The sequence below is a fragment of the Burkholderia sp. WTPI3 genome (assembly GCF_021483755.1).
Lineage (GTDB): Bacteria > Pseudomonadota > Gammaproteobacteria > Burkholderiales > Burkholderiaceae > Burkholderia.
On sequence record NZ_JAGIXF010000060.1, the window covers coordinates 1 to 18,401 of the forward strand.

At 66.3% G+C, this 18,401-nt stretch carries 11 protein-coding genes and 2 pseudogenes; 5 read left to right on the forward strand and 8 right to left on the reverse strand.

Going from position 1 to position 18,401, the window contains the following annotated elements:
- The 5 genes from J7024_RS26360 to J7024_RS26380 form a co-directional block, all read right to left on the reverse strand.
- The coding region (locus J7024_RS26360; protein WP_268838421.1) for an ESPR-type extended signal peptide-containing protein at window positions 1-2,985 on the reverse strand (2,985 nt) is incomplete at its 3' end.
- Between the two features lie 1,126 nt (window positions 2,986-4,111).
- A complete protein-coding gene (locus J7024_RS26365; protein ID WP_124829555.1) occupies window positions 4,112-5,014 on the reverse strand; it encodes a ferritin-like domain-containing protein in 903 nt (300 codons plus the stop codon).
- Window positions 5,015-5,106: 92 nt separating this feature from the next.
- Complete coding sequence (locus tag J7024_RS26370) at window positions 5,107-5,325, reverse strand: transcriptional regulator (protein WP_096502005.1); 219 nt, start codon at window positions 5,323-5,325, stop codon at window positions 5,107-5,109.
- Window positions 5,326-5,550: 225 nt separating this feature from the next.
- Complete coding sequence (locus J7024_RS26375; protein ID WP_098551163.1) at window positions 5,551-6,201, reverse strand: NADPH-dependent FMN reductase; 651 nt, start codon at window positions 6,199-6,201, stop codon at window positions 5,551-5,553.
- A gap of 316 nt (window positions 6,202-6,517) precedes the next feature.
- Window positions 6,518-6,823 carry an NIPSNAP family protein gene (locus J7024_RS26380; protein WP_124826838.1) on the reverse strand — a complete coding sequence of 102 codons (306 nt, stop codon included), beginning with the start codon at window positions 6,821-6,823 and terminating at the stop codon, window positions 6,518-6,520.
- A 290-nt stretch (window positions 6,824-7,113) separates the two neighbouring features.
- On the opposite strand from J7024_RS26380, the gene J7024_RS26385 reads away from it, so the two are divergent.
- The 3 genes and pseudogenes from J7024_RS26385 (at window position 7,114) to J7024_RS26395 (ending at window position 10,174) form a co-directional block, all read left to right on the forward strand.
- Window positions 7,114-7,911 (forward strand): GNAT family N-acetyltransferase, encoded by a 798-nt coding sequence (locus J7024_RS26385; RefSeq protein WP_175750766.1) that lies wholly within the window; start codon window positions 7,114-7,116, stop codon window positions 7,909-7,911.
- Between the two features lie 370 nt (window positions 7,912-8,281).
- Window positions 8,282-9,435: pseudogene (locus J7024_RS37575) on the forward strand (hypothetical protein).
- Window positions 9,436-9,475: 40 nt separating this feature from the next.
- Entirely contained in the window at window positions 9,476-10,174 is a 699-nt protein-coding gene (locus J7024_RS26395; protein WP_175750767.1) for a response regulator, read from the forward strand.
- 19 nt (window positions 10,175-10,193) lie between these two features.
- On the opposite strand, the gene J7024_RS26400 is transcribed toward J7024_RS26395, so the two are convergent.
- From J7024_RS26400 to J7024_RS26410, 3 genes are all read right to left on the reverse strand, one after another.
- A complete protein-coding gene (locus J7024_RS26400) occupies window positions 10,194-10,853 on the reverse strand; it encodes a lytic transglycosylase domain-containing protein (RefSeq protein WP_234745600.1) in 660 nt (219 codons plus the stop codon).
- Window positions 10,854-10,982: 129 nt separating this feature from the next.
- Complete coding sequence (locus J7024_RS26405) at window positions 10,983-12,338, reverse strand: DUF3999 domain-containing protein (RefSeq protein WP_175750768.1); 1,356 nt, start codon at window positions 12,336-12,338, stop codon at window positions 10,983-10,985.
- Window positions 12,335-15,733 carry a DUF2339 domain-containing protein gene (locus J7024_RS26410; RefSeq protein ID WP_175769950.1) on the reverse strand — a complete coding sequence of 1,133 codons (3,399 nt, stop codon included), beginning with the start codon at window positions 15,731-15,733 and terminating at the stop codon, window positions 12,335-12,337. The genes J7024_RS26405 and J7024_RS26410 overlap by 4 nt, the downstream gene beginning before the upstream one ends.
- Before the next feature lie 476 nt (window positions 15,734-16,209).
- Here J7024_RS26410 and J7024_RS26415 point away from each other — a divergent pair.
- Window positions 16,210-17,503 (forward strand): annotated as a pseudogene (locus tag J7024_RS26415) (quaternary amine ABC transporter ATP-binding protein); the annotation flags it as partial.
- A complete protein-coding gene (gene choW, locus J7024_RS26420) occupies window positions 17,496-18,392 on the forward strand; it encodes a choline ABC transporter permease subunit (RefSeq protein ID WP_124826843.1) in 897 nt (298 codons plus the stop codon). The pseudogene J7024_RS26415 and the gene choW, both read left to right, overlap by 8 nt.
- The last annotated feature ends 9 nt before the right edge of the window (window positions 18,393-18,401 follow it).

The window sequence follows — 18,401 nt, forward strand, 5'->3', positions numbered from 1 at the left end:
CGACAACGAGTTGATACCGGTCGAGGTCGACGTGGACAACGAGCTGATCGAGCTGTCAGCCGACGAGAGGCCCGTCGACGTGGAGGTCGAGAGCGAAGCGACCGTGCTATCGGTCGAGCTCAGGCCCGTCGACAGCGACGAGATTGCGTTGCTGGACGATGACACCGTCGTCGACAGCGAGTCGACGGCCGAATTGGTCGCGAAGAGCTGGGAGCCGTTGATCGCATCGGTACTGGTCGAGGTGATTTGACCGGCCGCGACATTGGTGATCTGACGCGTGGTGTTCGTGCTTGCGTCGCCGACGCTGACGACGCTACTCGGGTTGCCACCCGCAAACGTGGTCGTCACGCCGCCGACGGTACCAGTCGGCGTCGGGTTGGGGGCTTCGGTGACGGAGCCGCTGCCGAGCGCGACATCACCGGTGTTGTTGGCGACGGCATTCGGGCCGATCGCAACGGAATTGGTACCGAGTGCCTGGCTGTCGGCAGCCGTCGAGTTCGCGTGGAAGTATTTGATGCCCTGGCTGTTGATGCTGTCGATCGCCGAGCCGACGTTATTGGCGGTCGACGTTGTGCCGTTCGCGTTGTAGGTCGTGTATGCCGGCGCGGAAACCGTTCCGGTCGTCGAATCATATTTCGCACCGCCGCCGAGCGCCGTAGCCGTGCTGTTGCCGAGGTTGTCGGTCTTGGTCGTGACCGTGCTGAGGCCGGTGGACAGAGAGCCGATCGAGCTGGTGGCAGACGAAAGACCGGTCGACGTGGACGTGGACAGCGACAGAACTGAACTGTTGGTCGAACTCAGTCCCGTCGAAAGCGAGCCGATGGAGCTGGTAGCTGACGAGAGGCCCGTCGATGTGGACGACGACAGCGAAGTGACGTTGCTGTTGGTCGAGCTGAGGCCGGTGGACAGCGAGCCGATGGAGCTAGTCGCCGACGACAGCCCCGTCGACGTGGACGACGACAGCGAGGTAACGTTGCTGTTGGTCGAGCTCAGCCCCGTCGAAAGCGAGCCGATGGAGCTAGTCGCCGACGACAGACCCGTCGACGTGGATGACGACAGCGAAGTGACGTTGCTATTGGTCGAGCTCAGCCCCGTCGAAAGCGAGCCGATGGAGCTGGTAGCTGACGAGAGGCCGGTCGACGTGGACGACGACAGCGAAGTGACGTTGCTATTGGTCGAGCTGAGGCCGGTGGACAGCGAGCCGATGGAGCTAGTCGCCGACGACAGCCCCGTCGACGTGGATGACGACAGCGACGCAACCGAACTCTTGGTGGCACTGAGCCCCGTCGAAAGCGAGCCGATGGAGCTAGTCGCCGACGACAGTCCCGTCGACGTGGACGACGACAGCGAGGTAACGTTGCTATTGGTCGAGCTGAGGCCGGTGGACAGCGAGCCGATGGAGCTAGTCGCCGACGAAAGACCTGTCGACGTGGACGAAGACAGCGAGGTGACGTTGCTGTTGGTCGAGCTCAGCCCCGTCGAAAGCGAGCCGATGGAGCTAGTCGCCGACGAGAGGCCCGTCGACGTGGACGACGACAGGGAGGTAACGTTGCTGTTGGTCGAGCTGAGGCCGGTGGACAGCGAGCCGATGGAGCTAGTCGCCGACGAAAGACCCGTCGACGTGGACGAAGACAGCGAGGTGACGTTGCTATTGGTCGAGCTCAGCCCCGTCGAAAGCGAGCCGATAGAACTGGTAGCCGACGAAAGCCCCGTCGAAGTCGACGACGAAAGACTCGAGATGCTCGAAGTCGTCGTGCTGGCGACCGAGTACAACTGGCTGCCGTTGATCGCGTCGGTGCTGTTTGCCGAGACCAGGCCTGCTGCGACGTTCTGGATGCGTCGCTCCGCGCCGGCCTTGCCGACACTCACGACGCCGCCGCTTGCGGCGCTGCCGGCGTAGTTGCCGAATGTCTGCCCGCCGATCGTCGTGCTGAGCACCGAGCTGGTGCCGCCGGTCGCGGTCGATGCCGTGCCGGTCGTCACTGCGCCCTGGCCGATCGCGACGGAGCCCGTCACGTTCGCCGTGGCGCCCGTGCCGAACGCCGATGCGTTCGCGGTGGTCGCGGATGCGCCCGCGCCGAATGCCGTCGTGTTGGTCGCCGACGCATTGGAGGTGTTGCCGAACGCGGCGGCGTTGTTCCCCGACGCCGTTGCGGAGTTGCCGAGCGCCGTGGCGGACAGGCCCGTTGCTGTCCCGGTCGTGCCCTGTGCATAGGCGCTCTGGCCGATCGCGACGTCGCCGTTAGACAGCGTCTGCGCCGAATTGCCGAGCGCCATCGAGTTGGCGCCCCCGCCGGCCGCGCTCGCGCCCAGCGCGAATGCACCGCTGGCAGACGACGTCGCGCCGTTGCCGATCGCGACGGACGACTGGCTCGTCGCGGTGACTGACTGACCGATTGCGATGGACTGGTTACCGGTGGCCTGCGAGCCCGACGCCCCGGCGTGACCGCCGATGGCGACCGCATCCGTGCCGGTCGCGAGTGCCTGGTCGCCGATCGCAACCTGCGAGCCGAGGCCGTTGGCCGTGGCGGTGGCGCCGATGGCGACAGGCGAGGTTCCCTGGCCCGTGTTGGTACCGATGGCCTGCGCGCCCTGGCCGATTGCGATCGCGCCGTTTTGCAGCGCCGTATTCGAAGTGCCGGCCGTCGCGTTGCCGATTGCGATCGCGCCGGAAACCGTCGAGTTGCCGGTCGCGGTTGCACCATTGCCGACCGCGACCGCGTAAAGGCCCGACGCGGTCGACGAGTACGACGACCCGGTGCCGCCGCCGATCGCGACCGCGCCGGTGCTCGCGGACGATCGGGTGCCCACCGTGTATTGCGCGTACGCCACATTGGTTGCACACGCGCCAGTCACGAGCATGGCTGCCACGACGGCTTTTGCCACGGCCGACTTGTTCGGCTTGCCGCGTGCGGTAGAAATTTCCGATGCGGCAACCCAGGCGCCAAGGGATTCGTTCCAGATAGAGCGGTATGTGCGGTTCATGTCCTGCTATCTCCAAGTGCGCAACGCAACAAACCGGTCTATATCGTCAGATGAATCTGCCGTGCGCCCGCGCGAATCTAAAAAATGTAGGGCCGAGTTTATTTGAGATGGTTTTTTGAGATTGACAAATAGTGAAAAATGGAAGGCTTCGAAAGTTAAAAGAAGGTTAATGGGTCGTGTTTTGATGTATTAACGCGTAACGATTTGGAAAATAACGAGAATGCAGTGTGTAGGGCTTCGTGCACGCCATGTGGCGGGAAGAAAAGTCATAAGATTCAAATGGTTAAGTTTGTTATGTGCGGCAGGTTACATATGACTCACCACAAAACGTAAGACAAATGAAATGGCAAACGTTTGCGCTTGAGCGTCGCCTTTCGGATTTGTAATGATTGTTGGATGGCCGGAGTCGAGAAAATTTGCTGCTTTGTTAATCTATTAATTCGATAGCAATTTGTATTTTTATTTATATTAAATGCCATTCGGCGTGAATGGAAAACACCTGAAGAAGGTGATGCATAATTGTGCACGTTTGCTCATGGCGGGAGCTGCTGCTGACCGTCTGACGGGCGTTCGGCGACCGGTCGGTCAAGCGAAGTTGTAAAAAATTGCTACAGAGCAGTGCTGCTCAGCTCGGTATTCCGATCGGAAATTTGTTCCAATTGATGTGTCCCGGAGGACGTGGTGAGTGGGGACTGAAATAACATGCCCGCCTGTCCCCGACGATCGGGCTTTTAACGCTTACGATCTGGTGGCGAGGGGTTGCGCCCGGCGCTGCCGATAGACGTCCATGGCAAGGTCGGAGACGCGGTGGAAGGGGCCGAAATGTCAAATTCCTGGTGTGACAATTTGCCCTGCCACACGGAGGTCGGACATGCGTGCCGAACGACGGAAACGACGCACTCGAATGTATCGGGTGAGCAACATGGGTCCGACGGACGCGCATCGAGTCCCGCGTCGTCGTGCACGAGGCGTCGGATTCGGGCCGTGGCGCGGCCGAATCGTCGCGTGCGCCGCTCGAGCCCACGGGCTTGTGAAAGGAGGCGCCGCATGGGCAGCGGCTGGAGTGCGCCGGCGACGCTGCGCGTCGGCTTCCGGATCGGAAACCGGAAACGGACGCGCCTCGGCGCTATTTCCGCAAAAAACGCAGCGCGAGCCGCGCCATGCGCGGGACGAGCATCGGGCGCAGCAGCCGCTTGTCGTACCCGGCCATCCGGCGGTCGTTCTCGCTGAGGCACAGCTCGATCAGCTCGCGCGGGTTCAGCGTCTCGCCGATATCGGCGGTGCCCGTTGCCGGGAAGTTAGCGTCGCGTGCGACGCCATCGGCATCGATGCCGCGCGCGATGCCGATGCGCTCCCGGATCAGGAACACCCACACGGCCGCCGCGCGTGCGAAGAACCAGGGCCGGCGCCACCACGGCAGATTGCGCCAGTACCACGCGTACCAGTTAACGAAGAACAGGATGTGCCGGCCTTCCTCCTGGATCACGGGTTCGAAGGTTTCGACGAGTTCGGACGGGAAATAACCGGAGCGTTGCGCGGAGCGAAACAGGCCGAACGCGAAGAAGCTGTCGATGCACTCGCTGAAGCCGGTCATCATCCACGACCATTCGGGATCCGTCGGCGCCGGATAGGCAGGCTCGAGGGCGAGCTTGATGCCGTATGCGTGCACCAGCTTCGACAGTACGACCTTGTGGCGTGCTTCCTCGCCGCCGTCCATCTCGAGTGCGCGGCGCAGCAGCGGATCGTCGACGGTCGCGGCGAAGGTGGCGACGCGAATCGATGCGCGGCCTTCGGTCTGCACGGCGATGTCCCAGATGGGCAGCGACGTGAGTCGCTTGAGTGCGTCGGGTTGGAGTGCTGGCCAGTCGATGACTGCCGGTTTGTACGGGTTGTGTGTGTCGAGCAGCATGCGGCAGAACATCTGCCTGTGCGCATCGGAACCGATCCTGACCGGACCGTGCCTCTCGAAGGTCCAGTTGCGCATGGCGTGATCTGCCGCTGCATGCTCTTCCTGCAGCGTGTCGGACATGGCTGTTGTTATGCGATTACGGAGTGAAAGATTTTTGCATAGCTTCCGTAAACGCGTATTTTCGAGCGCGCGGCTGTGCTGCGGCCGTGCGCTCAGGCCTGCGTGTCGACCCAGAGGCGGCCCCAGCGGGACGCATATGCGAGCGCGTGTTCCTCTTCGAAGAAGAAGTCGATTGCGTCGAACGAGACGGCGCGCGGCGACGGGCCGCCGGTGGCCTTCTCGATCGTCAGGTTCGCGGCGAACAGCCCATTCGGCAGCCGGGCGGCAGCGGGGGCCACTTCGTAGCCTTTGTAGCGGATCGTGCGGTTCATGGCATGCGCAGAGGGTTCGGGCTTTCAGCGTACGAAAACCGGCAGCCCGCGTGAACCAATCTTTCGGCCAATGCAAATTACGTGGCGGGCCGAATCGTTATCGGCGCTGCGGGCGGGCTCGATGGAACGGGATGTGTGGAAGCGGCTCGCGCCGGGCTTCGGGACGCGCACCGCCCGCCGCCGGCGGATCAGGTCGGCCGGGGCGGGGCGGCAGGAAGGCGGCGATTACTGGTTGGCGATCTTCAGAACGGGCGCGAGCGCGTCGACCGATGCGGCATGCGTGGCCGCGCGATGCGACGCGAACGCGAGCGCGAATTCGGCGGCTTGTGCGCCGACTGTCTCGAGCTGCGCGACGACCTTCGGGTCCGAGCAACTGTCGGCGCTGTCGAAGCGCGTTTCGAGCGTGTTCACGGTAGCGCCGAACGGCGTCGGCCAGCCGCGCAGCGCGTGGACGATCGAGCGCAGCGACGTGAGCACGGTGCCGGCCGCCTGCCACCCGTACGCGGTGACGATCAGGCCGACCGCGCGGCCGTCGAGATACGGACGGTCGTCGGCGCGCAGTTCCTCGAGCGTGTCGAGTGCGTTCTTCACGAGGCCGGACACGCCGCCGTGGTAGCCGGGCGTGGCGATGATGATCGCATCGGCTTCTCGCACGGTGTCGATCAGCTCGCGCTGTGCGTCGGTGAGCGTTTTGTGTTCGGGGGCGTAGTGCGGCAGCGTATGCAGGAACGGGCCGTCGAACAGGCGCGTGCGTGCGCCGGCGGCTTGTGCGCCGCGCAGCGCGAACGACAGTGCGCGCTCGGTCGACGACGCGGCTCGGGTGGTGCCGCCGATGCCGACGACGAAGGGGCGGCGGTGTTGATCGAATGCAGTCAAGGGACGCTCCTCGGATGGCTTGCCCGGCTAAGCACCGGCTTAAAACCAGATGGTAACGACCCTGTCGCCACTCTGAAAACGACTTTTCGTTCTATCGATATGCCATGCACGAGGGTCGCGCGTGCGCGCGACGCCGCAGATGGATAGCAGAAATGCTTGGTTGGGACGGCGAGCCATGCTCGATAAGATGGACTCGTCTCCTCCATGATGTCTCTACTGACATGGGTTGGCCCCGCCAAGCGGATGCAGGCGGGGCTTTTTTTCGTCCGTCGCCGGAGCGCGGCGCGTGCCGTGTGGCGGGTCTCCGATTGACGCGTCAGCCGAACACGGGGCGGAAGAAGCTGCGTTCGTAACTGACGATGCAGCGCGTTTCCTCCGCGTAGCGGAAGGCGGCCTGGCAGGCCGGATCGTCCTTCGAGCGTTCGCGGTAACGCTCGTATTCGGCAAGGCTCGGAAACGAGAACATCGCGAGCGCGATATTGCTCGCGCCTTCGGACGGCAGGAAGTAGCCGTGATGCGTGCCGCCGAATTGCTCGACGAGCGGGATCCACATCTTGCCGTACGTTTCGAACTGATCGAGTTTGTACGGATCGATGACGTAGCGAAGGAAGCAGGTGACCATGGGCGCTCGCGGTGCAATGAAGGAGCAGCGAGTCTGGATCGCGTTGAGTGGCGTGTCAACGGTCGGGCGAGTGCGCGTGACGATGTCGTCGACGAGCGGCAAGCCGTGCACTGATTCCCCGAACAACCATCGACGACTTCGCGCGCATGCGGTCAGTTGCACGCGCACCGGACCCGCACGTCGCCGTCGCGTCGTACGCATTCGTGCAGCGCCGTATTTACGACATTTTTTCTTGCGACGCCAGCCGGCACGCTCCTAGACTTCGGTCATTCGAACCACGGAGCACCGCGATGTCGATTTCCCGGAACACGATCGCCGAATGGTCACCCGATGCGCCGCCTGCGCTGCGCACCGACCGGGTCGTCGTGCGACGCTTCGATCCGGCGTTCGACAGCTATGCTCAGCTCACCGCGCTGCTGCACCGTGCGTTCGCGCGGCTCGGCGCGATGGGGTTGAACTGCACGTGCGTCGACCAGGGCGAGGACGTCACGCGTCGTCGCGCCGAGGGCGGCGAGTGTTTCGTTGCGGTGTGCGGTGGGCGCGTGATCGGCACCGCGACGCTGTACGCGACCGATCCGGCGTCGCCATGCTCGCTGTACCGGCGCGAAGGTGTCGCGAGCGTGCGGCAACTGGCGGTCGACCCCGAATGCCAGAGCCGCGGAATCGGTGCGCTGCTGCTGTCGTTTGCGGGGCAATGGGCCGCGTTGTGCGGCTATACGCTGCTCGCGCTGGATACGCCGTATCCAGCGGCGCACCTGGTCGCGTTCTACGGCGCGCAGGGTTTCGAGGTGGTCGACGTGATGCGCTTCGCCGGCAAGCGCTACGACAGCGCGATCCTCTGCAAAAGACCCGTCGCACTGCCTGTTCATCCTGCCCGCCGTGTGTCGCCGGCATCGCGTCTGGCTGCGCGCGCGGCTGCGGTGCGACGCCTCGCGTATGCGTTGCCGTCGCGGGGCGCGACGGTGGCCCGACGCGATTCGCGCATGCGGCGTGGCGCGGGATGGGCTGCGCGCCGTGCGGCCGGCGCCGCGAGCTGCCGCGCGTCGCCGTGGCGGCCGCGCCAGCACGGGCGCCATATGGTCGGCTGAGCATCGCACGCCGGCCCAATCTCGAGTTCTCCCCCGCTTTTACCGCGTCGACGTCGTGTGAGCAGAGCGTGGCGCTCCTGCTCGTGCAAGGCCCATGAGATACCTCGCCGCGTCGCGGCGAAGTGGACGTTTGCGCGCTTTTTATGCTTTGACGGTGCCCTTTGTCGCGATCTTCACGCGGACCTTCCTATGACGGTTGTGTGGAAACGGAAGCCGCACGCCCGGACGCGCGAAGGCATCCGGCTCACCCGACCGATACCGGATGCGGCCGCGTCAACGCGCGCCGGCAAAGGAAAATCGCCATGTCTCCCGCCCTGTGACAAGCCCGCCCCCCGATTGCTCCGGCCATCCGCGCACGGCCACCCACTCGATGTTCGATCCCCGCTCAGGTGCGTCCCGCGATCGCCGACGCGTTCCGCAACCCGGTGCGGTGTCGAAGAGCGAAGGCATCGGACGGCGCCGCTATGGTTGATCCTGCGCCGCTGTTCGGCCGACCGAGGCGCCGGCCGGATTCGCATCGATCGCGATCGCGCTGGCTGTGGTTCGGTGTGTTCGGCAAGCTCCAGCATCGGCTGCTGAGCCGAAAGTTCGAACTTCAGCGAATCACTTCTGGTGGCTCGCGCTCGTCTGGAAGACTCAAGCGACCATAACGCACGGGTGGTGTCGAGGTGGATGGCGTCGGCCGGAAGCTGGCGGCAAAGGGCGGCGTGGTGCTGATGAAGTTTCAGCGGCAATTCGCTGGCGCGGCGGTGAAATCGGGCATCGCTGCGCCGTCGGGTCGACGATCAGCGATCAGCTCGTACCGATCGACGCGTTGATCAGCGGATCGGGCGGCGACTTCTCCATCGGTGACGGAGCGGCACGCGCGTGCTGTCCGACTGGATCGTCGTTCGGGTGGCGGTCAATCCGGGCGAAGCGCTTCTCGACGGTCGTCGCGATGGTCGAAGGCGCGAGAAGCGCAGAAGACGCCGAACGAAATCGCGCTGACCGATCCTGCTGGTCGCGCTGACGATCGTGATGCTGCTCGCGACCGCCACGCTGCTGCCGTTCTCGATGTTCTCGGTCGAGGCGATGAAGGCCGGCCACGTGGTGACGATCACGGCGCTCGTCGCGCTGCTCGTATGCCTGATCCCGACGACGATCGGCGGTCTGCTGTCGGCGATCGGCGTGGCGGGGATGAGCCGGATGATGACGCGCGGCTAGCTGACGACCTTCTCGATCGCGAATGACGTCGCGAAATACTTCGCGATCATCCCGGCGGCCTTTGCGACAACCTATCCGCAACTGCGTGTGCTTGACATGATGCACCTCGCGTCGCCGGCGTCGGCGATCCTGTCGGCGGTGATCTTCAACGCGCTGATCATCGTCGCACTGATCCCGCTCGCACTGAAGGGCGTGCGCTATCGTCCGCTCGGCGCCGCGCCGCTGTTGCGCCGCAACCTGCTGGTGTACGGCCTGGGCGGCGTGCTGTTGCCGTTCCCGTTCATCAAGCTGATCGACATGGTGCTGGTTGCATGCGGATAGGCGTGAACATGAGCTCGCATCGGGACGGAGGCGACGTCGCATGAGCGAGCCGAGCGTCGTCATCGTGATCGTCGACGATGACAGGTTGATTCGGCATTTCGTCCGGGTCGCGCTGAAGGCCGAGCACATGAACGTCTGCGAAGCCGCGACCGGCGTCGCGGGCGTGGCGGCGGTTCGCGCGCGCCACCCGGACCTGATCGTCGCGGATACGAACCTGCGAGATATCGGCGGCACCGCGCTGATCCGTGCGGTGCGGGCCTGCTCGGCCGCACCGCTGATCGTGTTGTCGGCGCTCAGTGCTGAGCGCGACAAGGTCGCGGCGCTCGACGCGGGCGCGGACGACTACCTGACGAAGCCGTTCGGCACGGCCGAGCTGATCGCGCGGATTCGCGCGCACCTGCGGCGGCAGGCTGGCGGTGGCTGCGTCGGGCCGGTGCGGGTATGTTTCGGCGACGTCATCGTCGATCTCGGCAACCGTCAAGTATTGCGCGGCGGTGCGCGCGTGCATCTGAGCCCGATCGAATACCGGCTGCTCGCCGTACTCGCGCATCACGCGGGACGCCTGCTGACGCACGACCGTCTGCTGAACGAGGTGTGGGGTGCGACGCACGACAAGGACGCCCACTATCTGCGCGTGTACGTCGGTCATCTGCGGCGCAAGCTCGAATACGATCCGCGCAGGCCGCAGCACATCGTGACGGAAACCGGCGTCGGCTATCGGCTGGCCGGCGCGCAGTAGCGGTACGTCGTGCGCTGGCTCAGGGGGGCGCGGCGGTTCTTGGCTCGCTGAGGGGCGCGCCGTTCCGCCGGCGCAATTGCGCGTCGAATTGCTGCACGTGAAGGGCCACGCGCTGCGCATAGCGCTTCGTGCCGCCGTTGTACCGCACGAGCGCGGATTCGACGTCGCCGTCCGCATTGTCGAGATAGCCGTGGAAGATCGCCGCGCCGATTCGCACATTGGTCGCCGGATCGGACAGGTCCTTCACATGCGCAACGAGGTCGCGATGCGCGGACGGCAGCACCTGCATCAGGCCGCGCGCGCCGGCGACGCTGACCGCATGGCGATCGAAACCCGACTCGACGGCGATGATAGCGAGCAGCAACGCGGGTGCGAGTCCGTAGCGGTCCGATTCGGTCTGTACTGCACGGGCGATCGCGCATGCGTCGGCATAGGCAACATGAAAGCGGGTGCGCAGCGTGGCCACGATCGCGTCGAGTGCGGGGGACGGTGACGCATCGGGCTCGGCGACGGCGGTTGCCGACGCCGTCGGCGTCGTGTCGGCTCGGGCCGCGGGCGTGACCGCCAGCGCCAGCGCCAGCGCGAGCGCGATCGGGACGGCGGACAGCAGTTGCCTCGTCGGCGGGGCCGGGCGCGTGCGTTGGAGCGGAAGGTCATGCGATGGGTACGTGTCCTGCATGTCGTCGCATCGTGGTTGCGATGCGACGACTGTACGCAGTTACCCGTTGCGATCGTCGAAAGAAACGGGGGCGGCGGATAAAAGGCGTGTAAAGCGCTCGGCGAACGCGCGGTATCACTTGTCGCGATTTTATGTACCGCCGCCGTCGGCGTTGCCGCCGCCCCGTGCGAGGCGCCACGCAATCGTTCCCAGCATGCCGACCGCGACGACCAGCGCGCCCCACAGCACGTAACGGCGTGTCGCGTCCGTATCGGCGACGGCTGATTCCGGCGGTGCTTCCGATACCGGCAATGCCGCGCCCACGCGTGCGGGCCGGACTTCCGGCGCCATGCCGACCAGCAGCGCATCGCGGCTCACGGCTGACGACAGCAGCGCCGCGTTGCCGACGCCGAGCGTAAACGGCGGCGTGCCGCGCGCAACGAAGGTCAGCGCGGCCGGATGCCAGCCGACCGAGACGGCCGGCTGGCCGCCGCCGAGTCCGCCGTTGCGCGTGTCGACGACGATCCGCCATGCGCGGTCCGTATCCGACGGGAATTCGAGCGGCGGATTGCGTTGTTCGCCGCCCTTGCCCTGCAACCGGAACAGCACGGCGTCGGCAACGTCGCGCCACGGCGCTTGCGCGTCGGGGCGGCTCTGCAGTGTTGCACGCGCAACGGTATTCGGTTGCGGCAGGTCGATCCGGACGCGGTCGACCGGGTATGCGCCGTCGGTCTCGAACAGGTATTCGCCGGGCACGCTGCCGGCGCGCACGTGCGTGGCATCGCGCCATTGGCGCGGCACGGTCGACGCATCCGTCGAGCGTGCATCGCGCGGATGCGTCTCGACGTCGACCGACCCGATCGCGGGTGCGCCGTCGAGCCAGTCGAGCCGCAGGTAGCGCGGCCCCGCGCCTTCGAGCGCGATGCGTTCCTGCACCAGCATGTCACCGCCACGCCCGACCTTCAGCAGTTGCGTGCTGCCGAGCGAGCGCCAGCTGCGCAGGTCGTCGCTCGCGGCGACGGCAACGCGCCCCTGGTAGCTGTCGTCGTTCACATGCACGAACAGCGCGTCGATTTCGCCGTCCGCATGCGACAGGTCGACGAGATCCGACGCATGCCTGGCGCGTGCCGGCGCGGTGGCGGCCGCGCGCAGCGAGCCGTCCGGGCCGACGGACACGCCGAGCGGCGCGCGGCTGTCGTCGTTACGGGCCGGCGGCAGCGGGAACCAGTGCACCGGCGTGCGCGACGGCGCCGCCGCGGCCATGACGGGCGCATCGAGTGAATACGGCACGGGCTCGCCCGCGCTGTTGAAGATGCGCACGTCGCCGAGATCGTCGCGCCGGCTGCCCGCATAGACGGCCTGCGGCACGGTGAGCTGGTAATACGCGGCGCTGCCGTCGAGATCGAGCGAGAAGCGATGCACGACGCGTTCGGCGCCCGACGTGGCGTCGGCCGCCGCGAACGACGTCAGCAGGCTCAGGCCGAGCAGGGCTGCGAGTCGTTTCATGATTGTTGATCGTTGCGTTGGAGCGCGGCCTTCGGCGGCAGCGGCGAGAAATAACCGATCAGCAACAGCAGCACGCCGATGCCGATGAACGACACGATGCGCTCGATGCCGGTGACGTGCGACAGGTCGAACAGGAACAGCTTGATCACCGTGAGCGCAAGCAGCGCGGCGCCGACGAACCATAGCGCACGCAACCCGCGACGCGTCGCCCAGATCATCGTCGCGAGCGCGCAGACCGTCCAGTACACGGACACCGACGCCTGCACGAGCGTCGATTCCGCCATCGCATCCAGCGCGTATGGCACGCCGGTCCAGTGATGCAGCGTGCGCAGCAGGATCGCGTTCAGCCACAGGAACGCCGTCGCGCCGGCCGCGCCGAGCAGCCCGACGCGATAGTTGTCGAACGACCAGCCGAGCTTGCGCGCACGCACGAACCACGACCCGGCGAGCGCATAGACGACCACGAGCACGAGATCGAGCGGATTGAGCAGCGGGATGCGCGCCCAGTTGCCGCCGTCCTGCGTGAAGTTCGCGTAGAAGGTCCAGGCCCACATCACGACGATCAGCGGCAGCGCCGCGAGCGCGCACACGCGCGCGATGCCGTCGCGGCGCACGAGCCACATGCCGGCGAACGCGAACAGGCTCCAGCCGACCATGAACACCTGCTGGATGCCGAACGACGACAGCACGGTGTCGATGTCGTAGCCGAAGTGGAACCGCTGATGCAGCGTGCGCAGCAGCAGCGCGTTGAACCACAGGAACACGGTTGCGAGCGCGGCAAGGTCGATCGCGAGCGGATGCCACGTGACGCCGAGCGTCTTCAGGCGGCGCAGCCACGTCGCGAACCCGACGAAGATCAGAAGTTGCGCGACGTCGAGCGGATTGAGCAGCGGCAGCCAGAACAGCGGCGACGCGTCGCCGTCGCTCGTCACACTGGCGATGCTCCACAGCCACAGCAGCGCGGCGAGCGGCGCGGCGCCCCATACCTGATAGGCGCGCGGGAATGCGGCAATCGGCCAGCGCAGGCGCGTGCCGGGGCCGGACACCAGCAGGAGCAGCGCGCCGAAGCCGTATGCCCATGCGCTCCAGCTCCACGCGCCTTCGGGAACGAACGCGCGCAGCCGCCAGAAGCCTTCGAGCGAGAACAGCCCGCACAGCGTCCAGAACGTCAGCGTGTGCAGCGGCGCGATCACGCCGGCGGGGATGGCCGTCGCGCCGGTCGATGTCGCGCCCGACGTGCCGGCGGCCGCGGTGTTGCGCGACTGGCGCCACAGCAGTGCATGGCATGCGACGACGGCGATCGGCCACGCGAACGCGCCCATGCCCGACAGCGGCGCTTCGTGCGCGTCGAACGCGCGCAGCGCGAGCAGCGCCAGTACCGGCGTCAGCGCAAGCGCCGGCCATTCGGCGATCGGCCACGCGAGCTTGCGGCGCGCGACGTGTGCGAGCCAGGCGGTGCCGGCCGCGAACAGCGCGGTCGTGTCGACGACGAAGCGGTCCGGATGCAGGTCGACATGACGGCTTGCGTAGACGAGGATCTCGTGCAGCCCGCCGCTCAACCACCACAGCAGTCCCCAGGCCGCGGCGGCTGCGCCGACCTCTGGCATCCATGCGTGCCACGCGCGCGCTTCGTCGCGCCCGTGCAGCCACCAGCCCGTGAACAGCCCGGCGAGCGCGATCAGCAGCATCGCGATATACGGGCTGTTGAGCACCGGCAATGCGTTTGCGTCGACCGGACCGAGCACGCTCGTGAAGAACGCGCCGGCCGCGGCCACCTGCATCAGCAGCCCGAAGCCGAACGGCGCGAGGCGCTTCTCGCGCACACCGACCCATACGATGGCCGCGCCTTCGATCGCCCATGCGGCGCTCGTCGTCGGGCCCGAGAATGCGAGCGGCACCGCCAGCGTCGCGAAGATTACCGCGAGCGCGAGCATCGCCTCGAACAGCAGCGCGAGGCGATCGCGGCGCCGCGCGAGCCATGCGGCGACGGCAACGTAGAACGCCGACAGCGCGACGGCGCTCCACGCGAGCCCGAACGGCATGTCCTTCACGAGCGACGCCTGCAGTGCGGTCGCGACGATCGGCGTGCCGAACACGAGGGTGCCGTCCACATAGTGACGCAACGCGAGCTCGCGTTTGACGGCATAGAGCAGCGCGATGCCGACATACATCAGGAAGAACAGGATCAGGAACGGCTCGGTGCTCGCGAACAGCGCGGGGCGGTAGGCCGTCACGCCCCACGCGGAGCCGATCGTGAACGTGAACACGAAGCCGAGCAGGTTCAGCGGGCGCCATGCCTTGAACCACGCGATCGCGAAGATACCCGCGTTCAGCAGCGCGTAGTAGCTGAACAGCGCGACGTGGCTGCCGTGGCCGGTCGACAGCAGCACCGGCGCGAGAAAGCCGCCCGCGCTGCCCATGAACGCGAGCGGCAAGGCGTTCTGTTTCACCGCGAGGAACGCGCTCAGCGCGCAGACCGCAACCATCAGCGGGAACGCCGCGCCGACGGGCAGCAACGGGTAGAGCTTGGTCGCGGCGAAGATCGTCAGATACAGGATGCCGATGCCGCCACCCTGCAGCACGAGACCGTACGCGGCGCGGCGCGCACGCACGCGCCAGCCGATCGCGAGCAGCGCGGCCGCGGCGAGCGCGGTGCCGGCCAGGCGGAATTCGATCGGCAGCATGTTGTTGTCGGCCGCGTACTTGAGCAGGAACGCGACGCCGAAGAACAGCACGATGATCCCGACGCGCACGACCGTGTTGCCGCCGAGCAGCCAGTCGCGCGCGGCACGGAACGCGCGTTCGGCGATGCCGGGTTCGCGCGGCTTCGGCGGGACGGGCGGGGTAGCCGGGGCAGGGCGCTCGATCGTTGCGGGCGCATTCATCGGTGCGGGAGTGGCAGCGTCGGCGTCGCGCATGCGCGGCGTGGTGATTGCAGGCGCGGGAGCCGGCATGGACGTCGACGACGGCGAACTCGCGCTCGCGGCGGCAGGCAGTGTCGACGGTCGTGGCGGAATCGCGGCGGCGGATGGCGCGACGATGGCGGACGGAGACGACGCTTGCGCGGGGCTGCCGGCTGCTGCTGCGCCGGCCTTCGCACCGGCGAGCTGGCCGCGCAGCACATCGAGCTCGCGCGTGAGCGTGTCGACCGTCGCCTCGAGACGAGCGACGCGATCGGCGAGCGTCGCGGGCGGCTGTGGTGGCGTCGCTGCCGTCGTGATGGCGAATGCGTCGCGTGCGGTGGTGCCGTTCTTGCGCTTGTGTTGCAGCAGCGCGTGGCCGAGACAGAACCCAACCGCCGCGCCGAGCAGCGCGCCGTTGGCGGCGGAGAAATCCCCGAACAATGCGGCGATACCGCCCACGATGAAGCCGATTGCGGCAAAGGCCCAATTCATCGCCTTGCTCCCTCTTTCATTTCGTTATCGTGCTTCGATCGCGGTGCGCCCCGATCGAGGCTGTTTCGGCATGGCCGGCAGGCGAACCGGCATGCGCGCACTCCGGCGCGGTGCGGTGCGTGCAAGGCGCCGCGACGTCGCGAACAGTGTGGTTGCCGGCAATGTATCACAGCGGCCATGCGGGATTTTCTGGGTTGCGGACAGGCCTCCAGACGTGGCTGTCTGGCCGTTGCGACGCGCGGTTTTACGTACGGTCATGCTTTTTGTCCGCATGCGACCGCGATTCGGTCCGATCGGACGTGAAATTGTCGCAAAGCGACCTGCGGCCGATGCGCCTTGACGCAAAACGTCATCGGTCGCGCGTCACGCTGCTGCGCACAAGTCTCGCGCGCGATGCCCGTCGTTGCCGGCCCTGCGCGTATTGCATTGCCGCAATCGGATGCGGTCGCGTGCCGCGGTCCGCCAGGTGCGGCTGCCGGCCGTGTCGTATTTGCGCAAGCGTTTGTCGTAATTCGTCGGCAGGTCGGGGTTTTTTCTGGCAACTATGTAGGCACGCTATGTGACACGCGTGAGTCCCCGCTACACGAGGAGAAGGTTTCGATGGATGCCCCCAAGGTCGTGGTCGAAGGTCTGTGCAAGGTGTTTGGAAGTAACCCGCAGCAGGCGCTCGACATGCTCGCCGCCGGCTCGACGAAGGACGAAGTGCTCAAGCGTACCGGTCAGGTCGTCGGCGTGCACAACGTATCGTTCGACGTGCAGGAAGGCGAAATATTCGTGCTGATGGGCCTGTCTGGCTCCGGCAAGTCCACTCTGATCCGCCTCGTGAACCGGCTGGTCGATCCCAGCGCCGGCAAGGTGATGATCGACGGGCTCGACGTCGCGTCGGCACGCCGCTCGGCGCTGACCGCGCTGCGCCGCAAGGACATGAGCATGGTGTTCCAGTCGTTCGCGCTGATGCCGCATCGCACCGTGGTGTCGAATGCCGCGTTCGGCCTCGAGGTCGCGGGCGTCGGCAAGAAGGAACGCGAGCGCCGTGCGATGGAGGTGCTCGAGCAGGTCGGTCTCGCCCCGTTCTCGCAGAAGCTGCCGTCCGAGCTGTCGGGCGGGATGCAGCAGCGCGTCGGCCTCGCCCGCGCGCTGGCCGTGAACCCGTCGCTGATGATCATGGACGAGGCGTTTTCCGCGCTCGATCCGCTCAAGCGCCGCGAAATGCAGGACGTGCTGCTGCAACTGCAGAAGGAACAGCGCCGCACGATCATGTTCGTGTCGCACGATCTGGAAGAGGCGCTGCGCATCGGCAACCGCATCGCGATCATGGAAGGCGGCCGGCTCGTGCAGGTCGGCACGCCGCAGGACATCATCACGAACCCGGCCGACGACTACGTGCGCGCGTTCTTCGACGGCGTCGACACCAGCCGCTATCTCACGGCCGGCGACCTGATGCAGACGGGCGCCGTGCCGATCGTGTCGAAGTGCGATGCCGCAAATGTCGCAGCGACGCTGAACGGCAGCGCCGAATACGCGTTCGTGCTCGATGCGGCACGCAAGCTGCGCGGCTTCGTCACGCGCGATGCGATCGGCCAGGAGGCGCCGTCCGTGCGCCCGATCGAAAGCATCCGGCACGATGCGTCGCTCGAACACGTCGTCGCGCGCGTGGTCGCGAGCCCGAATGCACTGCCGGTCGTCGACGACGACGGCTGCTACTGCGGCTCGGTCGACCGTGCACTCATCCTGAAGGCCATCACGCGTTCGCGAGGTTCCCATGTCTGAAATGATTCCGCTCGGTACCTGGGTCGACCAGTCCGTTCACTACCTGCTCGACCACGATGCGGCGACGTTCGATGCGATCGGTCGCGCGATCGAGGGTCTCGCCGCCTTCGTCGAACACAGCCTGCAGGCGATCCCGATGTGGCTGATGATGGCGATCTTCATCGGTGTTGGTCTGTGGCGCGTGGGTTGGCGCTTTGCGCTGTTCACGACGCTGTCGCTGCTGCTGATCTTCGCGACGGGCTTCTGGGATCAGACCGTCATCACGCTCGGCCTCACGCTGTCGTCGACGATCATCAGCCTCGTGCTCGGCATTCCGCTCGGCATCTGGGCCGCGAAGAGCAAGTGGGTCGCCGCGATCGTGCGTCCGATCCTCGACCTGATGCAGACGATGCCCGCATTCGTCTACCTGATTCCGGCCGCAATGCTGTTCGGTCTGGGCCGCGTGCCGGGGATCCTGTCGACGGTGATCTTCGCAATGCCGCCGGCCGTGCGTCTGACGAGCCTCGGCATCCGTCACGTGAACCGCGAGATCGTCGAAGCCGGCCAGGCATTCGGCTGCACGCCGTGGCAACTGCTGTACAAGGTGCAGTTCCCGAACGCGCTCCCGTCGATCATGCAAGGCGTGAACCAGACGATCATGATGGCGCTGTCGATGGTGATCATCGCGTCGATGGTCGGTGCGGGCGGCCTCGGCAACGACGTGCTCGCCAGTATCCAGCGTCTCGACATCGGCCTCGGCTTCGAAAGCGGTCTGTCGGTCGTGCTGCTCGCGATCATTCTCGACCGCATTACCGAAAGCTTCGGCCGTGCGCCGGGCACCGTGAAAGCACCGCTGTTCTCGGGCCTGAAGCAACTGTTCCGCGGCAAGGCAACGCCCGTGCAAGCGTGACGCGCTGGC